Source organism: Acidovorax delafieldii, from assembly GCF_007993815.1.
Lineage (GTDB): Bacteria > Pseudomonadota > Gammaproteobacteria > Burkholderiales > Burkholderiaceae_C > Acidovorax > Acidovorax delafieldii.
In genome coordinates, this window is the sequence record NZ_VJWE01000017.1 from 125,831 (window position 1) to 141,029 (window position 15,199).

The following is a 15,199-nucleotide window of genomic DNA, read 5'->3' on the forward strand; positions in this document are numbered from 1 at the left end:
CTAGCTGCCGCTCCCCCTGTCCTTGGTACCTGAGAGATTCACCGCCACCCACCCGGGCTGCGGCTTGCTCCTTCGGTGCGCTTCGCGTTGCGCGAGGCGGCTCTCCAGACGGCTTTGATGAATGGTGCAGTACGGGACCTGAGCGTGTATGGGAGTTTGCGCCTTCGGTGCAGCGGCGGCCTGTGGCTGCCGTGCTCTCCTGCGAGGCCGATTCTAGGGGCCAAGCCTGCGCGCGAGATCGACTCCGGCTGCTAATGGGTCGCAATCGTTGCTGATGCAGCGGCGCGGGGCCGCTGGTGAAGGTGCCGATAATCCGCCGACCCCTTGTCCCACTGAGAGTTTTGCCATGCCCCCCGCCACTTTGGACCCTGTCGCCAGCGCCGCCGTCATCACCCAGGCCCGGGAGGGGCGCACCGCCCGCCCGCTGGACTTTCCCGCAGGGCTTCGCCCACGCGATGCCGCCGAGGCCTACGCGGTGCAGGACGCCGTGGTGCGCGCGCGCGGTGACATCGCAGGCTGGAAGGTCGGCGCCGCGTCGCCCCAGGCGCAACCCGCGCGGGCCGCTCTCACGCGCGATTCGGTGTGGGCGGCCGCAGCGGGTGAGGCGGTTGCTCTGTCTGCAGCGGGTTTTGCCGTGATGGGCGTGGAGGCGGAGCTGGTGTACGAACTGGGGGCTGACCTGCCCGCCCGCGCCACCCCCTACAGCGCCGCCGAGGTGCTGGCGGCGGTGGTGTCGGTGCGCGCCGCCATTGAGGTGTGCGACACGCGCTTTGCTGCCTGGGCGCAACAGGGCGAGTGGAGCCGTCTGGCCGATCAGGCCTGCCACGGGGCACTGATCGTGGGGGCTGGGGTGACCGATGTCACTGCCGTGCAGCCCCGGGCGCAAGCGGTGACCTTGTCGGTGAACGGGGCCGTGGCCGTGCAGCATGCCACCTGGGGCAATCCGGCGGGCGACCCGCTGCGGCTGCTGGTGTGGCTGGCCAACGAAGGCGCGCGCAGCCTGGGCGGGCTGCGCACGGGGCAGTGGGTCACCACGGGGTCGTGCACTGGCACCGTACTGGTGGCGCCAGGTACCGAAGTGGTGGCGGACTTTCCGGGGCTCGGTCAGGCTGTGGTGGCGCTGCGGTAGCAGTGTCCGCCGCTACCGCAGGGACGGGGCCTGCTCAGCGCCCTGGTCGCGGCGGGAACTGCTCCCTCAATTGCGGCGCGGGTTGTCCTGCTGGCTGTCACGGCGGTTGGGCACACCGTCGCCATCGCGGTCCCGGTCGTTGCGGTTGGAGATGCCGTCACCGTCGCGGTCCCAGCCACCGCGTTGCATCTCCCACCGGCCTTCGCGTTCGATCCACTGGGGCTGGCGATATTGGTAGCCGTTGCGCGCCTGCACCCAGTGGCCGCGCACCCAGTGGTGGCGGTTGCCACGCCATTCCCAGTGGCCTTCTTCCCATACCTGGCCTCGGCGAGGGCGGGGCATCGCTTCATTGCGCGGAGGTGGGGGCGCAGGAATCACCTGGTAGGTGGGCGCAGTCTGGTAGCCGCGCTCGGGTTGGCCGGACTGAATGATGACGGTGCCCTGGGTGGCGGCCTGCGCAGGAGCGAAGGCCAAAAACGCCATAAGCGCGAGGGATGCTGCGGTGAGCGGGTGGCGGGCCATGAGTGTCTCCTGTGGGTGGTTCGATGCGGAACCGGGTGTATCGATGGTGCACGGGTACCTTGCACCGCGCTGTAGGCGCGAGGCCGCCCCTGGCGTAGGCGCAGGGGGCGCTCTGGGGCTGGCCTGCGCGCTACCGCAGGCGGCCGCCCCTCGGCTTAACGGCGGTATGGGTTGTCCGGGCGATGGTCGTAGCGGTTGGGCACGCCATCACCATCGCGGTCCCGGTCATGGCGGTTCGGTACACCGTCGCCATCACGGTCCCAGCCCCCGGGCTGCATGTTCCAGCGCCCGCCGTGTTCAACCCAGCGGGGCTCGCGGTAGTGGTAGCCCGGGCGGGCCTTCACCCAGTAGCCCTGCATCCACACATGGCGGTGGCCGCGCCACTCCCAGTGGCCGGGCACCCACACCATGCCGCGGCGCGGGTGGGGTGCCACCTCGTAGCGGGGTGGGGGCGGTGCCTGGTACTGCACAAGTACCGGGGCGGGTTGCCGGTAGACGGGTGTACCAGCCTGGATGACAACGGTGGCGCTGGTCTGCGCCTGCGCCGCGCTCGCGGCGCCCAGCGACAGCAGGGCGATGGACACAGCGGCAAGTGCTTTGCGGGCCATAAGGTTCTCCTCAGATGTGATTCCTTGCGGAACCGGAGACTTCATGGTGCGCAGGCTGCGTCAAGCCGGTGTAGTCCCATTGCGAAGCTTTGTGAAGTTGTGTTGCCGACTTCGGAGGCAAACGGTTGCAGCGTGATGTTTGTCACGCCTGCCCAGGCATCCTGCGTCGGCGTCCCCCATTCACCCGCCCGCGATGGCTTGCTTCAGCGCCACCACACCAGCGCCGCAATCACCAGCAAAGCACACCATGCCGGGTGTCTGCCATGCGTGGCAAAGAACACCAGCACGCCACTGGCCAGGGTGGCAAGGCCCACCACATCGGCGGCCCAGGCGCCCAGGGCAGCGTCCCAAGGCGCGGTGCCCAGGCGCCAGAGCAGGGCGCTCAACGCCCAGCTCAGCACCGAGGCCACATGCCAGGTGCCCCACAGGATGCGCAGGTGCGGGGTATGCAGCACCTGCCGCGCAGTGCCGGGCTCCATGCGCCCCGCCGTTTGGTGCCCCTGCGTGCGCAGGCTGCGAAACAACAGAAGCTCTCCCAGCACCGAATGGGCCACACCCACCAGGGCCAGCCCGGCTGCCGCCAGGGTCAGCGCCGTGTTGGTCATGGGTGAATGGCCAGCGCCTCGTTGGCTCGGGTGTGCACGCGGGCACCCAGCTGCGTCAGCAGGTGCATCAGCCCCATCCACATGCGCTCGAATGCGGGCATCTCGCCAGGGACCTGGGCCAGGTGCTGGCCCAGCACGCGCTGGTGCTGGCCGGGGGTGATGGGCGGCGGTGTCTTGGTGCCAAAGTCAAACACCGGCTGGGTGAAGGGCTCCATCTGCCAGGCCTGCATCTCGGCCAGTGCGGGGGCGAGTTCGCTGGTGTAGGCCTGCACGGTCAGGTCCTTGCGCAAGAGCCCCAGCGCCTGGTAGGCCTGCAGCACCTGCGCGGTGCGCGCGGGGTCGGCGGGAGCGCGCAGCAGGGCCGACCACGCCTGCACCACCTGCGCCCGGAATGCGCTGGGCAGGACACGCGTGCAGCCAAAGTCGAGCACGCCCACCGTGCCATCGGGCGCGAACAGAAAGTTGCCCGGATGCGGGTCGGCATGCACCCGCCCCAGCACAAAAATGCAGTGCATGAACCAGTCCCACAGATGCTGCCCAGCCTGGTCACGCAGCGCCTGCGATGGCTGTGTGGCCAGCCAGGCCTGCAGCGGCTGGCCAGGCAGAAACTGCTGCGTGAGCACCTGGGCGCGCGTGTGCGAGAGCAGGGGCTGCGCCATCACCACGCCTGGCCTGGCCGCGTGCTGGGCGAACCACTGCATTTGTTCAGCCTCCTGCAGGTAGTCCACCTCGCGCAGCAGCGTGGCCTCGATCTCGGTCATCACGCTGTCCAGCACGGCATCCGCAGGCAAAGGCATGTCGGTGTGGGCCAGCGCGCGCAGCGCGGCGCGCATCAGTTGCATGTCGCTCGCAATGGTGGCGGCAATGCCGGGGTACTGCACCTTGACAGCCACCGTGCCGTGGCCGGCCAGCTGTGCGCGGTGCACCTGGCCCAGGCTGGCGGCGGCAAATGCAGCGGGTTCAAAGTGGTCGAACAGCGCCTCTGGCTCCTGCCCGAAGGCCTGGCGGAACATGCGGCCCACCAGGGCTCGGTTGAGCGGCGGGGCCTGGTGGTGGGCGCGAGCCAGTTCGCTGCGCACGCCGTCGGGCAGCAGGCCCGGGTGCATGCTGAGCAGCTGTGACACCTTGAGCGCTGAGCCGCGCAGCTGCCCCAGCGCAGCAAACAGGATGCGGCCCAGTGCTGCCTCGTGCTCGGCCTGCGCCTGGGCCGAGCGCTTGCGCGTGCGGTGCGAGAGCTCGGCCATGCCGATGCGCGCTGCCGCCAGCCCCGTGATGGCACTGCGGGCCAGCTTGCCGGTGCGGGGTGCTTCCGAGTCAGTTTTGGCCATGGTCTGCCAGGCGCTGCGCCGTGCCGCGCGCTATGACACGGTGGATGGGCGTGATCACCGCCATGTAGGCATGGCCGAGTGTGTTGTGGATGTGCACCACCGTGCTCAGCACCAGCACCACGCGGGGCGTGGCGCCAGCGGCGGCGGGCTGTTTGCAGATGGACACCTGCACGTCCAGGTGCTTGTCGTCCTGGCCCATCACCACCTCGGTGTCGCTCAGATGCCGGATGCGGAAGATGCCGACGCGGTCGCCCACGCGGTAACTGCGCGCGTCGCGCAGAGGCCGGCCACTGGCGGGTGGATGGTCATCGTGCAGCTGGCCCAGGTCCTTCAGGCCCACCAGGCGCACGGCCTTGTTGCGCACGAACATGAGGGCGCGGGTCCATGCCGGGGTGCGGGCCGCCACGTCCAGCCACGACTGCAGGGCAGAGCGTGTGGGGTGCCGGTCGGCCACCTCATAGGCATCAAAAAAATCTGCGCCCGGCAGTGTGGCGTGGATGGCGGTGCCGGGCGGCACTTGTGTGGCGCGCGCGGTGGTGGGCGCGGCGAGGGCAGGGGTCGCATTCATGGAGCGCTCTTTTTCTTGCGGGGCGTGGCTTTGGGCTGGGCGGCCGGTGCCTCGGTGGGGGGCGTGGCAGCGCGGGGCTTGCGCTGCGTGCGAGGGGGCTGCGAAGGCGTGGTGGCCGGGCTTGCGGCGGCGGCTGCCATGGGAGCAGGTGCCCGGGCCGTGGGGGCGCTGGCCATGGCCTGCTGGGCCATGTGCAGCATGCCCATCAGGCCGCTGCCGTGTTGCACCATGCGGGCCATCTGGCTGCGCAGCACAAAGCCGCCCAGTTGCAGCACGCGGTTGACCAGCCCGCCGCGCAGCGCCTGCACCAGCACGCCCAGCGACAGGTCCACCAGCTGCGTGGTGTCGGCAAATTCGTCGGAGGTGTCCGCCAGCCAGTAGCTCACCACACCCGCCAGGTAGTCGGTGTAGAGGCTGCCCGCCAGGCCCTTGAAGTCGCAGGGCTCGATCTCGCCGCTGGCCTCGGCGGCTTCCAGAAAGCTGGCCACCGCATCGCGCAGGCTTTGGCGCGCTGCCAGCGGCTCGGCCAGCATCGACAGCGGCGAGCGCCGGGCCAGGCCGCGCACCTGGGCCACGAACTCGCGGTCGGCCAGCAGGCGCTCCAGCACGGCATCGGTCAGGCGCTGCAGCTTTTCTTGCAGGCCGTAGCCCGCAAAGCCCGGCGTCTGCAGCGTGTCGGCCAGCGCCTGGTGGGCCACGTCGTCCAGGTAGCCCAGCACGATGCGGTCCTTGGTGGGGAAGTATTTGTAGATCGTGGCGTCGCCAATGCCTGCTGCACGCGCGATGTCTTTCATCGTCGTGCCGTCAAAGCCCTGGCGGGTCATGAGATCCACCGCGCTGGCCACGATCTGGCGGCGCGTGGCGTCCTGCTGCTGGCGGGTGGTTTTCATTTGACTGCTCTTAAATTGATTAAATTTGCAATTTAAAGAATAGTTATTTCTGTTTGTGGCGTCAAGCCACCTCTCGCCGGGCGCAAGGAGGGTTTTTGAGGCATTTTTAGCCGCAGGCGCAGTTATTTCATGCGCTGATAGCTATCAAAAAGATAGTGATTGGAGGCTGGTTCATGGCACTGCAGTCAGTCCGCGCACCTGTGAGGCGGCCGCTGCGCTCAACCAAGGGCAGAAGTTGGCTGGCAGCGACGGCTGCCGCTTGCAGGGGCCCGCGAAATCGACGGCAGGCTTAGCGCCGCATGCTGGCAAACGCCTCGAACTCCCAGCTGCGCATGGCCAGCAGCAGGGTGTAGCCCTCGCGCTCGCGGTCGGGCAGCTTCTGGTCGGCCAGGTGCTGCTGGGCAAAGTCCTGCGCCACGCGCTGCATGCGCTCCATGAAGGCGGGCGCCAGGCTGCGGCTGATGTTGCCGTGCACCAGCAGCACGCCTTCGCCCAGTCCGTCAAAGCCGCCCGCAAAGTAGTCCAGCAGCGCATGGTCGCGGAAGTAGTTCATCACCGGGCCATGTGGGCGCCAGCGGAAGGTCTTGGCCAGCTTGAGGCGGTAGCGGTTGAGCGGCCGCAGCTCGATGATGCCGATGCGGTCCAGCTGCGCCAGGTACTTGATGCCTTCGGCGTCCGTCAGGCGGTAGTAGCCGGTCACCTGCTCCAGCGTCCACTGGCTCAGCACACAGATCGCCATCAGCAGCAGCTTCTTGTCGGCCACCACGGCTTTTTCCTGCTCGTGGGTCAGCTCTTTCAGCAAGGGCTGCTCGTCGGCCACGCGCCGCGCCAGGTCGGCAAAGTCCAGCGCCAGCGCGCGGCAGATTGCGTCGATGCGCGACAGCGGCATGTCGCCCTTGGCCAGCATGCGCTTGACGCTGGACTCGGCCATGCCCAGCGCCTGCGCCAGGTCGGCGTAGGTCATCTGCGCGGTCTTGAGTTCTTTTTTCAGGGCGGTGACGAGGTCGGCGGTCGTGCTCATGGTGCGGGGCTCCTGGGTATCGATTATCAATACCCGCAGGTGCGTGGGTAGCCCCTTGCGCGACTTTTTGAGGCGGCCGATGCGGCCGCTGCCCACACTGCGCGGCATCGTTCACTTTCTACGGTGTGTGTGATGCGTATTGCTTCTGTGACTCCCCTTCGTTTGCGCGGCCTGCCAACGCTGCCGCGCCTGTCCTGTGCCGAAACCGGCCTGCTGCTGGGCGTGGCCACGCTGCTCGCGCTGGCGCTGTTTGGCCCGGGGCTGCCCGCCAGTCAGCACCAGCATGACTTTGCCGACCAGCGCACGCTGTGGGGCATTCCCTGTGCGCTCGATGTGTTGAGCAACCTGGCCTTTGCCTTGGCAGGTGCATGGGGTTGGTGGGAGCTGCGCCGTGTGCCGCCGGGCGCGCTGGACGCCACCTCCCGTGCGCTGGCAGCGCTGTTCTTTGGCGGGCTGCTGTGCACTGCCGCAGGCTCGGCGCTGTACCACTGGCAACCGCAGGACGCGGGCCTGCTGTGGGACCGTCTGGGCATGGTGCTGCCCTTTGCGGGGCTGCTGGGTCTGGCGGCTGCCAGCCGGGTGAGCGTGCGGGCGGGCGTGGCCGCCGCTGGCACCGTGCTGCTGGCCGGGCCGATGGCCGTGTGGGTCTGGGTGCACACCGGCAACCTGTTGCCCTGGGCCGTGGTGCAACTGGGCGGTCTGCTGGTGGTGCTGGTGCTGGCATGCCTTCCACGCCGGGTCGATGGCCTGGCGCTGCACCTGGGCGTGGTGGTGGTGCTGTACGCCCTGGCCAAGCTGCTGGAGGCGGCAGACCACTCGGTGTTCGAGGCCACGGGCGGATGGGTGTCAGGCCACAGCCTCAAGCATGTGCTGGCGGCGGGCGCGGCCTGGCCGGTGCTGAGGGCACTGGGGGCGCTGGTGGCTTTGCGCCACAGTGACGCGGCGGCGATGCCGCGGGTCATGCCGTCCGGGCAGAATGGCGCCCACGCCGTGGGTGTCGCCCGCAGATCCGGCGCATGAAGCGCAGGTCCGGAAAATTCCAACAAGCCAACCCATCGGAAACGAGGAGAAACGCATGAGCCCCGACACCGCCTCCACCAGCGTGGCCCCCGCACCCACGCACGAGGACCCGAACCAGTTTGCCTTGCTGCGCCAGCGGCGGTTTGCGCCATTCTTCTGGACCCAGTTCTCTGGGGCGGCCAATGACAACCTCTTCAAGTTCGCCTTCACGGTGATGGTGACCTACCAGCTCAGCGTGGACTGGCTGCCGCCGGCCATGGCGGGGCTGGTGATCGGCGCGCTGTTCATCTTGCCGTTCTTGCTGTTCTCGGCCACGTCGGGCCAGCTGACCGACAAGTACGACAAGACGAAGATGATCCGGTTCGTGAAGAACCTGGAGATCGCCATCATGCTGGTGGCGGCCGTGGGTTTCATCTCGGGCAATATCCCCATCCTGCTGCTGTGCACCTTCTTGATGGGCGTGCACTCCACGCTGTTTGGCCCGGTCAAGTTTGCCTACATGCCCCAGGTGCTCAACGAGCGTGAGCTGACGGGTGGCAACGGCATGGTCGAGATGGGCACGTTTGTGGCCATCCTGCTGGGCAATGTGGCGGGTGGACTGCTGGTGGCCATCCCGGGCATCGGCCACACCACGGTGGCCGTGGCCTGTGTGGTGGCTGCACTGGTCGGGCGCGCGGTGGCGCAGTTCATCCCCTCGGTGCCGGCCACCGATCCGGGCCTGACCATCAACTGGAATCCCTTCACCGAAACCTGGCGCAACCTCAAGCTGGCGCACGAGAACATTGTGGTGTTCCGCTCGCTGCTGGGCATCAGCTGGATGTGGTTCTTTGGCGCGGTGTTCCTGAGCCAGTTCCCCAGCCTGGCCAAAAACGTGCTGCATGGCAACGAGCAGGTGGCGTCGCTGCTGCTGGTGGTGTTCTCCATCGGCATTGGTGTGGGCTCGCTGCTGTGCGAGGTGCTCTCGCGCCGCCATGTCGAGATCGGCCTGGTGCCGCTGGGCGCCATCGGCATGAGCGTGTTCTCCATCGACCTGTACTTCGCGTCGCGCAGCCTGCCGGCGTCCGAGATCATGGGCCTGGCCGCCTTCATGGCCCAGGGCGCGCACTGGCGCGTGATGCTCGACCTGGCGCTGCTCAGCCTGTTTGCGGGCCTGTACAGCGTGCCCATGTATGCACTGATCCAGATGCGCAGCCAGCCCACGCACCGTGCGCGCATCATCGCGGCCAACAACATCCTGAACGCGCTGTTCATGATCGGCAGTTCGCTCATCGCCGGCGCCTTGCTGGGCGCGGGTTTCACGGTGCCGCAGATTTTCCTGCTCACCGGCCTGGCCAACGCCGTGGTGGCGTTCTATATCTTCATGCTGGTGCCCGAGTACCTGCTGCGCTTCGTCGCCTGGGTGTCTTCGCGGTTCGTGTACCGCTTCAAGGTGCAAGGCGACGAGAACCTGCCGTCCACCGGCGCAGCCATCCTGGCGTGCAACCACGTGAGCTTTGTGGATGCGGTGCTGCTCATGGCGGCCAGCCCGCGCCCCATCTATTTCGTCATGGACCACCGCATCTTCCGCGTGCCCGTGCTGGGCTGGCTGTTCCGCCTGGCCAAGGCGATCCCGATTGCGCCGTACAAGGAAGACCCGAAGACCTACGAAGCAGCCTTTGACCGCGCGGCCCAGGTGTTGCGCGAAGGCGACCTGCTGGCCATCTTTCCTGAGGGGGGCATCACCAAGGACGGGCAGCTGCAGGAATTCAAGGGCGGCATCATGAAGATCATCGAGCGGGCGACGGCCGAGGGCGTCGAGGCCCCGGTGATCCCCATGGCGCTGACCAACCTGTGGGGCTCGTACTTCAGCCGCATTGAAAAGGGTGGCGCCATGGTGCGGCCGTTTCGCCGGGGGTTCTACAGCCGGGTGGGGCTGAATGTGGGCCGTCCTGTAGCATCTCAGGCCGTGCAGCCCGCGCTGCTGCGCAGCCAGGTGGCAGACCTGTTGCAAACATGAGCACGGCAGACGTTGCCATCGCGGCTGTGTCGGCAGCGGACCCCGGTGGATTGACAGATCGCATCCTGGATTTTCTGCGCAGCATCGGCCTTGCGGTCTGCGAGGCCGAGGTGCCAGACGACAGCTTTCTGCCTGGCCTCCGCATCGAGCGGGGCGGGCTGCGCGTGGACCGGGCGCGGTTGCGCTGGCCCGGTGACCTGCTGCACGAGGCTGGCCACCTGGCGGTGGTGCCTGCCGCACAGCGCCCCACCCTGGACGATGCACTGCAGGACCTGCCCGCAGTGCCCCATGGCGGTGAGATCGAGGCCACCGCCTGGGCGTGGGCCGCGCTGTGCCACCTGGGGATGGATCCCGCGGTGCTGTTTCACGACGGCGGATACCACGGACGGTCCGCCGGGCTGCGCACCGCTTTCGAGCTGGGGGTGTACCTGGGGGCTTCGGGGCTGGCTGCTGCGGGGCTCACCCTGCTGCCTGCGCAGCAGGTGCCTGGCGGTCCACATGCCTATCCCCACATGCTGACCTGGCTGCGGGACTGAGGCGCCGGAAGAGCGCTGCGTTCACTCCGCACGAATTTGCGCCCGTTGCGCAATCGCCCGCATGCGTGGCAGCTCGTCCTCGATCTGCGCCAGCACGGCATCGCCCGTGGCGTAAGACGGCTCCAGCCCTGCGGCTATGAGCTTGCTGCGGATTTCGGCGTCCGCCAGGGTCTCGGCCAGGGCCTTGTGCAATTTGGCCTTCGCCTCGGCGGGCAGGCCGCGCGGCGCGACCACGGCCAGCCAGGAATCGGCCGAGAACCCCGGGAAGCCACTTTCTGCCACCGTGGGCACGTCGGGCAGCTGCGTGGCCCGCGTGGCGCCCGTGACGGCGATGGCCTTGATCTTGCCAGCCTTGAGCTGTGGCAGTGCTGCCGCCACGGTGTCGATGGTGAAGGGGATCTGCCCGCCCATCAGGTCGGCCATGGCGGGGGCGCTGCCCCGGTAAGGTACGTGCATCAGCTTGATGCCCGCGGCCGACCAGGTCAGCTCGGCTGCGAAATGCCCCGTGGTTCCGTTGCCAAACGAGCCGTAGGAGAACTTGTCGGGCGTGCGCTGAACGGCAGCGATCAGCTGCCGGAGGTTGTTGACGGGTACATCGCGGTGGGCCAGCAGAATCAGGGGCACACGGGCGACGAGGCCGACGGGCTCGTAGCTTTTGACGGGGTCGTAGGGCAGCTTGGCGTTCAGCGCGGGGTTTACGGTGAAGGTGGAGCCAGAACTGATCAGCAGCGTGTAGCCATCGGCGGGCGCATTGGCCACATACGCTGCACCCACCACCGTACCTGCGCCCGCCTTGTTCTCCACCACGATGGGCTGGCCCAGCCGGTCGCCCAGCTTCTTGCTGATGGTGCGGCCCACGATGTCCACGGCGCCCCCTGGCGGAAAGGGCACGACCAACTGCACCGGCTTGGCGGGATAACTGTCGGCATAGGCGAGCCGCCACGTGCCGAGTCCCAGCCCCGCCGCGGCTGCCGCCACGAGGATCACGCTACGCCGACTGACAAGCTGCAAGCACTTCATGGGGACTCCTTGGGACGGGGAAGCGGGTGGGCCCGGCCTTGCGGCCAGGGCACTTTCGAACAGGCGCTCAGATCAATGACAGCCCGGCCAGCTGCGCCAGCCGTTGCTGCTCCGTGGACGCATCAGCCGTTGCGAAAAAGAAAGCTGTAGGCGTTCAACGCCGGCACCCCTCCCAGGTGCGCATAGAGCACGCGGGAGCCTTCGGGGAATTCGCCCTTGCGCACCATGTCGATCATTCCGTGCATGGACTTGCCCTCGTACACCGGGTCGGTCAGCATGCCCTCCTGGCGCGCACACAGGCGAATCGCTTCGAGCGTGCCCTCGTTGGGCAGGCCGTACTCGGGGCCGCCGTAGCGGGTGTCCAGGACCACGTCCTCGGCCGTGATCTCCTGGCCCAGCTCCACCAGCTTGGCGGTGTTCTGCGCGATGCGCAGCACCTGGGCATGGGTCTTTTCGGGCTTGGCGGAGGCATCGATACCGATCACCTTGCGCGCACGGCCATCGGCGGCAAAACCCACCACCATGCCCGCCTGCGTACTGCCCGTGACCGAGCACACGACGATGTAGTCGAACTGAAAGCCCAGCTCTTTTTCTTGCTGGCGCACCTCCTCGGCAAAGCCCACAAAGCCCAGGCCACCGTACGGGTGCTCGGAGCAGCCTGCGGGGATGGGGAAGGGCTTGCCGCCAGCCTTCTTCACGTCCTCCATGGCCTGTTCCCAGCTGGGGCGGATGCCGATGTCAAAGCCTGCGGCGTCCAGGCGCACGTCGGCGCCCATGATGCGGCTCATCTCGATGTTGCCTACGCGGTCGTACACCGCGTCGGAGTAGTTGACCCAGTTCTCTTGCACCAGCACGCACTTCATGCCCAGGTGTGCAGCCACGGCGGCCACCTGGCGCGTCTGGTTGGACTGGATACCGCCGATGGAGACCAGCGTGTCGTAGCCGCCTGCGATGGCCTCGGGGATCAGGTATTCGAGCTTGCGCGTCTTGTTGCCGCCGAAGGCGAGGCCCGAGTTGCAGTCCTCGCGCTTGGCGTACAGGTGCACCTTGCCGCCGAGGTGGGCCGACAGGCGCGGCAGCGCCGTGATGGGAGAGGGGCCGAAGGTGAGCGGGTGGCGGGCAAATTTCTGCAGGTTCATGGCGGTGTTCCGGTCGATGAAGAGGAGGCGCAAGCGGGGGGCTTGCAGTGCCTTCATCGTAGAAAAACACGCGCGTCAAGTGGTTGCAAAATTTTCCAAAATTTCAGTGTTTAAGGTTAATGGATAAGAATATGAGCGGTAAATATTTCTCTGGGTGACCTATGAGCGCAACAAAAGTTCGTCCCAAGAATGCGCCGCTGGCTGATGTCTCGGCCGAGCTGGACCGCACCGACAAAGCCATCCTGCGTCAGCTGCAGCGTGATGCGTCGCTCTCCAACGTGGCACTGGCCGAGAAGGTGCATCTGAGCCCTCCCGCCTGCCTGCGCCGGGTGGAGCGCCTCAGGCGTCTGGGACTCATCGATAAGGTGGTGGCGCTGCTCAACCCCCAGGCGGTGGGTGCGGGCATGCTGGTGATGATTGGGGTGGTGCTGGACCGCTCCACGCCCGAGTCGTTTGCCGAGTTTGAAAAGGCGGCTGCCAAGGTATCCGGCTGCATGGAATGCCATGTGGTCACCGGCGAGTTCGACTACTTCATGCTGGTGCGCACGCGCGACAACGACAGTTTCAACCGCCTGCATGCCGAGCAGCTGCTTTACCTGCCGGGGGTGCGGCAGGTCCGCTCGTTCATGGTGCTGCGCAACGTGCTCTCGACCACCGAATTGCCGCTGGCGATGTAGCGGCCTGCGTCCGACCGACCGTTTACTGGGCGCCGCGCAGCCGTCCCATCATGGCCGCCCAGGCCGGGCCGCCAAACACGTTGACCACCAAGCCCGCCATCAAGAGCCCGGCGCCTGCAAAGTGCACGGGCAGCAACTGCTCGCCAAACGCCACCCAGCCCGTGGTCAGGCCCACCACGGGCACCAGCAGCGTGAACGGCGCCACGCGGTTCACGGGGTAGCGCGACATGAGGTAGGTCCACAGCCCGAAGCCCAGCAGCGTCGAAATCCACGCGATATAGGCCACGGCGGCCATCGATTGGAAGGACAGGTGCTGCACGGCCGCCCACACCGTGGCGGGCCCGTCCAGCCACAGCGACAGCGCCACAAAAGGCAGCGGCGCCACTACGCTGGACCAGACGATGAAGGCAAACTTGTTCATCGGCCCATACCGCCCCACAGCGCGGGTGACGATATTGCCGCAGCCCCACATGGCGGCTGCCGCCACGGTCAGCGCAAAGCCTGCCAGGGGCATGGAGGCGCCATGCGCGCTGCCGATCAGCACCAGCCCGCAGCCCGCCAGCGCGAGGCCTGCCACCTGGTTGCCATGCCATTTTTCGCGCAGCCACCACGCGGCCAGCAGCAGGGTGAAGAACGACTGCGACTGCAGCACCAGCGAGGCCAGGCCCGAGGGCATGCCGATGTGGATGGCGGTGAACAGCAGCGCAAACTGGCCCACGGCCATGGTCATGCCGTACAGCAGGTACAGCCGCAGGGGCACCTTGGGAGGCTTGACGAACAGCAGTGCGGGGAAGGCTGCGAGCAGGTAGCGCAGCGCGCCCAGCAGCAGGGGCGGCACTCCGGCCACGCCCACCTTGATGACAGCAAAGTTGAGGCCCCAGACCACGATGACGAGCAGGGCCAGGGCGAGGTCGCGGGGGCGCAGGGAAGAGGGCATGGTGTTGCGGAAGTGGCCGTCGAAGGGTTCCGATTGTGGCTTGCGCACCTCGGCAATAGCGGCGGTGTTCGGCCAGGTTTCCGATCAAAACGGGACATTTTGCGCACCCCACCCCACCGCACCGCACTGCAGCGCAGCGGCATGCGTGGGCTAGATGCGCGCGGCCACGGCGATGGCCCGCTCGCGCAGCCACTCCAGCCCCGGGTCCTTGTCGCGGTGCCGGTGCCACTGCAGCTTCTGGCGCATGGGCGGAATCTCCAGGGGCGGCTCCCAGATGCGCACGGGCAGGCCGAGCTGAACGGCACGCAGGGCGATGCGTTTGTGCACCGTGGCCACACGGTGGGTGCCAATCACCAGGCTGGGCAGGGCGGCCATGGTGGGGGCCGAAATCTCAATGCGGCGCTTCACGCCAAAGCGTTCGAGAAACCAGCCGTCGAACGCCGGGATGTGCCGCGCGCCCGAATAGTCGGCCACCACATGGCCGGCGGCCAGGTAGTCGTCAAAGCTCAGCGCTTCGGAGATGTGGGGGTTCCCCTCCCAGGTGATGCACAGGTAGGTTTCCTCGAACAGCGTGACGCTCGGGTGCCTGGGCGAGGCGTATTGCTCGGGAATGATGAGGACGTCGGCCCCGTATTCCTCCAACTGCTCGACAGGCCGATTGTTCTGCGCACGCAGGTGCAGTTGCACCCCGGGCGCTTCCTGAAACAGCTGCTCGATCAGCGGTTGCATGAGCACCGTGGTCGTGAAATCGGACACCAGCAGGGTGAAGCTGCGGGTGGATGTGGCGGGATCGAACCGGGGCTTTTCTGCGATGGTGCTGTCGATGCGCATCAGGACCTCGCGCACGGGGTCCAGCAGTCCCTCGGCACGCGGCGTCAGCACCATGGTGCGGCCTTGCTGCACCAGCAGCTCATCGTCGAAATAGGTGCGCAGGCGCGCCAGCGCGTTGCTGGTGGCGGGCTGGCTCAGGTGCAGGCGCTCCCCGGCGCGGCTGATGCTGCGTTCGGTGAGCAGGGCGTCCAGTGCCACGAGCAGGTTCAGGTCCAGTTTGTTAAAGCGCATGGTCGGCAGGCATCGATGACGGTATGTGGTTTCTTCCACGCTCCCAGCCAGATGCAACAGGGGCCCGCAGAGTCCCTGAACTATTCATGGGATCAATACTGCGAATGGAATCAATCCATTTGATCTAAGTTAAGGCCGATC

The 15,199-nt window shown here is 67.2% G+C and carries 16 protein-coding genes and 1 riboswitch; of the genes, 5 read left to right on the forward strand and 11 right to left on the reverse strand.

Going from position 1 to position 15,199, the window contains the following annotated elements; all coding sequences use genetic code 11:
• Nucleotides 1-6: 6 nt before the first annotated feature.
• Nucleotides 7-118: riboswitch (glycine riboswitch) on the reverse strand.
• A 228-nt stretch (nucleotides 119-346) separates the two neighbouring features.
• Nucleotides 347-1,129, forward strand: coding sequence for a 2-keto-4-pentenoate hydratase (locus ATF69_RS20100; RefSeq protein ID WP_146872060.1), 783 nt, complete (start codon nucleotides 347-349; stop codon nucleotides 1,127-1,129).
• Between the two features lie 66 nt (nucleotides 1,130-1,195).
• Here the strand turns inward: ATF69_RS20100 and ATF69_RS20105 are convergent, their stop codons facing one another.
• From ATF69_RS20105 to ATF69_RS20135, 7 genes are all read right to left on the reverse strand, one after another.
• Entirely contained in the window at nucleotides 1,196-1,651 is a 456-nt protein-coding gene (locus ATF69_RS20105; protein WP_146872061.1) for a YXWGXW repeat-containing protein, read from the reverse strand.
• 155 nt (nucleotides 1,652-1,806) lie between these two features.
• A complete protein-coding gene (locus ATF69_RS20110) occupies nucleotides 1,807-2,259 on the reverse strand; it encodes a YXWGXW repeat-containing protein (protein WP_056065441.1) in 453 nt (150 codons plus the stop codon).
• Nucleotides 2,260-2,462: 203 nt separating this feature from the next.
• Complete coding sequence (locus tag ATF69_RS20115) at nucleotides 2,463-2,864, reverse strand: hypothetical protein (RefSeq protein ID WP_146872062.1); 402 nt, start codon at nucleotides 2,862-2,864, stop codon at nucleotides 2,463-2,465.
• On the reverse strand, nucleotides 2,861-4,192 hold the full coding sequence (locus ATF69_RS20120; RefSeq protein WP_146872063.1) for an ABC1 kinase family protein: 1,332 nt from the start codon (nucleotides 4,190-4,192) through the stop codon (nucleotides 2,861-2,863). The genes ATF69_RS20115 and ATF69_RS20120 overlap by 4 nt, the downstream gene beginning before the upstream one ends.
• Nucleotides 4,179-4,760 carry a DUF2867 domain-containing protein gene (locus ATF69_RS20125; protein WP_146872064.1) on the reverse strand — a complete coding sequence of 194 codons (582 nt, stop codon included), beginning with the start codon at nucleotides 4,758-4,760 and terminating at the stop codon, nucleotides 4,179-4,181. The genes ATF69_RS20120 and ATF69_RS20125 overlap by 14 nt, the downstream gene beginning before the upstream one ends.
• Entirely contained in the window at nucleotides 4,757-5,650 is an 894-nt protein-coding gene (locus ATF69_RS20130; RefSeq protein ID WP_056747915.1) for a TetR/AcrR family transcriptional regulator, read from the reverse strand. Before ATF69_RS20130 ends, ATF69_RS20125 begins: the two co-directional genes overlap by 4 nt.
• 289 nt (nucleotides 5,651-5,939) lie before the next feature.
• A complete protein-coding gene (locus ATF69_RS20135; protein ID WP_056065456.1) occupies nucleotides 5,940-6,671 on the reverse strand; it encodes a helix-turn-helix domain-containing protein in 732 nt (243 codons plus the stop codon).
• A 132-nt stretch (nucleotides 6,672-6,803) separates the two neighbouring features.
• On the opposite strand from ATF69_RS20135, the gene ATF69_RS20140 reads away from it, so the two are divergent.
• From ATF69_RS20140 to ATF69_RS20150, 3 genes are read left to right on the forward strand one after another with little or no spacing between them, the layout of a single operon-like run.
• Nucleotides 6,804-7,691, forward strand: coding sequence for a hypothetical protein (locus ATF69_RS20140; RefSeq protein WP_244303773.1), 888 nt, complete (start codon nucleotides 6,804-6,806; stop codon nucleotides 7,689-7,691).
• Nucleotides 7,692-7,746: 55 nt separating this feature from the next.
• Nucleotides 7,747-9,687: an MFS transporter gene (locus ATF69_RS20145; RefSeq protein ID WP_146872065.1), complete on the forward strand. Its 1,941-nt coding sequence runs from the start codon at nucleotides 7,747-7,749 to the stop codon at nucleotides 9,685-9,687.
• Nucleotides 9,684-10,223, forward strand: coding sequence for a hypothetical protein (locus ATF69_RS20150; protein ID WP_244303774.1), 540 nt, complete (start codon nucleotides 9,684-9,686; stop codon nucleotides 10,221-10,223). The genes ATF69_RS20145 and ATF69_RS20150 overlap by 4 nt, the downstream gene beginning before the upstream one ends.
• Nucleotides 10,224-10,244: 21 nt before the next feature.
• Here the strand turns inward: ATF69_RS20150 and ATF69_RS20155 are convergent, their stop codons facing one another.
• On the reverse strand, nucleotides 10,245-11,243 hold the full coding sequence (locus tag ATF69_RS20155) for a Bug family tripartite tricarboxylate transporter substrate binding protein (RefSeq protein WP_146872066.1): 999 nt from the start codon (nucleotides 11,241-11,243) through the stop codon (nucleotides 10,245-10,247).
• 122 nt (nucleotides 11,244-11,365) lie between these two features.
• Nucleotides 11,366-12,382, reverse strand: a complete 1,017-nt coding sequence (locus ATF69_RS20160; RefSeq protein WP_056172646.1) for a 1-aminocyclopropane-1-carboxylate deaminase — start codon at nucleotides 12,380-12,382, stop codon at nucleotides 11,366-11,368.
• A gap of 161 nt (nucleotides 12,383-12,543) precedes the next feature.
• On the opposite strand from ATF69_RS20160, the gene ATF69_RS20165 reads away from it, so the two are divergent.
• Entirely contained in the window at nucleotides 12,544-13,059 is a 516-nt protein-coding gene (locus ATF69_RS20165) for an Lrp/AsnC family transcriptional regulator (RefSeq protein ID WP_116748111.1), read from the forward strand.
• A 22-nt stretch (nucleotides 13,060-13,081) separates the two neighbouring features.
• On the opposite strand, the gene ATF69_RS20170 is transcribed toward ATF69_RS20165, so the two are convergent.
• Together ATF69_RS20170 and ATF69_RS20175 are read right to left on the reverse strand one after the other, a co-directional pair.
• Nucleotides 13,082-13,984, reverse strand: coding sequence for an EamA family transporter (locus tag ATF69_RS20170; protein WP_425291795.1), 903 nt, complete (start codon nucleotides 13,982-13,984; stop codon nucleotides 13,082-13,084).
• A 162-nt stretch (nucleotides 13,985-14,146) separates the two neighbouring features.
• Nucleotides 14,147-15,058: a LysR family transcriptional regulator gene (locus ATF69_RS20175; RefSeq protein WP_146872068.1), complete on the reverse strand. Its 912-nt coding sequence runs from the start codon at nucleotides 15,056-15,058 to the stop codon at nucleotides 14,147-14,149.
• Between the last annotated feature and the right edge of the window lie 141 nt (nucleotides 15,059-15,199).

Excerpts from the sequence above, each read along its gene's own strand:
- ATF69_RS20100 (WP_146872060.1), top strand. The coding sequence starts at position 347 with ATGCCCCCCGCCACTTTGGACCCTGTCGCCAGCGCCGCCGTCATCACC.
- ATF69_RS20105 (WP_146872061.1), bottom strand. The coding sequence starts at position 1,651 with ATGGCCCGCCACCCGCTCACCGCAGCATCCCTCGCGCTTATGGCGTTT.
- ATF69_RS20110 (WP_056065441.1), bottom strand. The coding sequence starts at position 2,259 with ATGGCCCGCAAAGCACTTGCCGCTGTGTCCATCGCCCTGCTGTCGCTG.
- ATF69_RS20115 (WP_146872062.1), bottom strand. The coding sequence starts at position 2,864 with ATGACCAACACGGCGCTGACCCTGGCGGCAGCCGGGCTGGCCCTGGTG.
- ATF69_RS20120 (WP_146872063.1), bottom strand. The coding sequence starts at position 4,192 with ATGGCCAAAACTGACTCGGAAGCACCCCGCACCGGCAAGCTGGCCCGC.
- ATF69_RS20125 (WP_146872064.1), bottom strand. The coding sequence starts at position 4,760 with ATGAATGCGACCCCTGCCCTCGCCGCGCCCACCACCGCGCGCGCCACA.
- ATF69_RS20130 (WP_056747915.1), bottom strand. The coding sequence starts at position 5,650 with ATGAAAACCACCCGCCAGCAGCAGGACGCCACGCGCCGCCAGATCGTG.
- ATF69_RS20135 (WP_056065456.1), bottom strand. The coding sequence starts at position 6,671 with ATGAGCACGACCGCCGACCTCGTCACCGCCCTGAAAAAAGAACTCAAG.
- ATF69_RS20140 (WP_244303773.1), top strand. The coding sequence starts at position 6,804 with ATGCGTATTGCTTCTGTGACTCCCCTTCGTTTGCGCGGCCTGCCAACG.
- ATF69_RS20145 (WP_146872065.1), top strand. The coding sequence starts at position 7,747 with ATGAGCCCCGACACCGCCTCCACCAGCGTGGCCCCCGCACCCACGCAC.
- ATF69_RS20150 (WP_244303774.1), top strand. The coding sequence starts at position 9,684 with ATGAGCACGGCAGACGTTGCCATCGCGGCTGTGTCGGCAGCGGACCCC.
- ATF69_RS20155 (WP_146872066.1), bottom strand. The coding sequence starts at position 11,243 with ATGAAGTGCTTGCAGCTTGTCAGTCGGCGTAGCGTGATCCTCGTGGCG.
- ATF69_RS20160 (WP_056172646.1), bottom strand. The coding sequence starts at position 12,382 with ATGAACCTGCAGAAATTTGCCCGCCACCCGCTCACCTTCGGCCCCTCT.
- ATF69_RS20165 (WP_116748111.1), top strand. The coding sequence starts at position 12,544 with ATGAGCGCAACAAAAGTTCGTCCCAAGAATGCGCCGCTGGCTGATGTC.
- ATF69_RS20175 (WP_146872068.1), bottom strand. The coding sequence starts at position 15,058 with ATGCGCTTTAACAAACTGGACCTGAACCTGCTCGTGGCACTGGACGCC.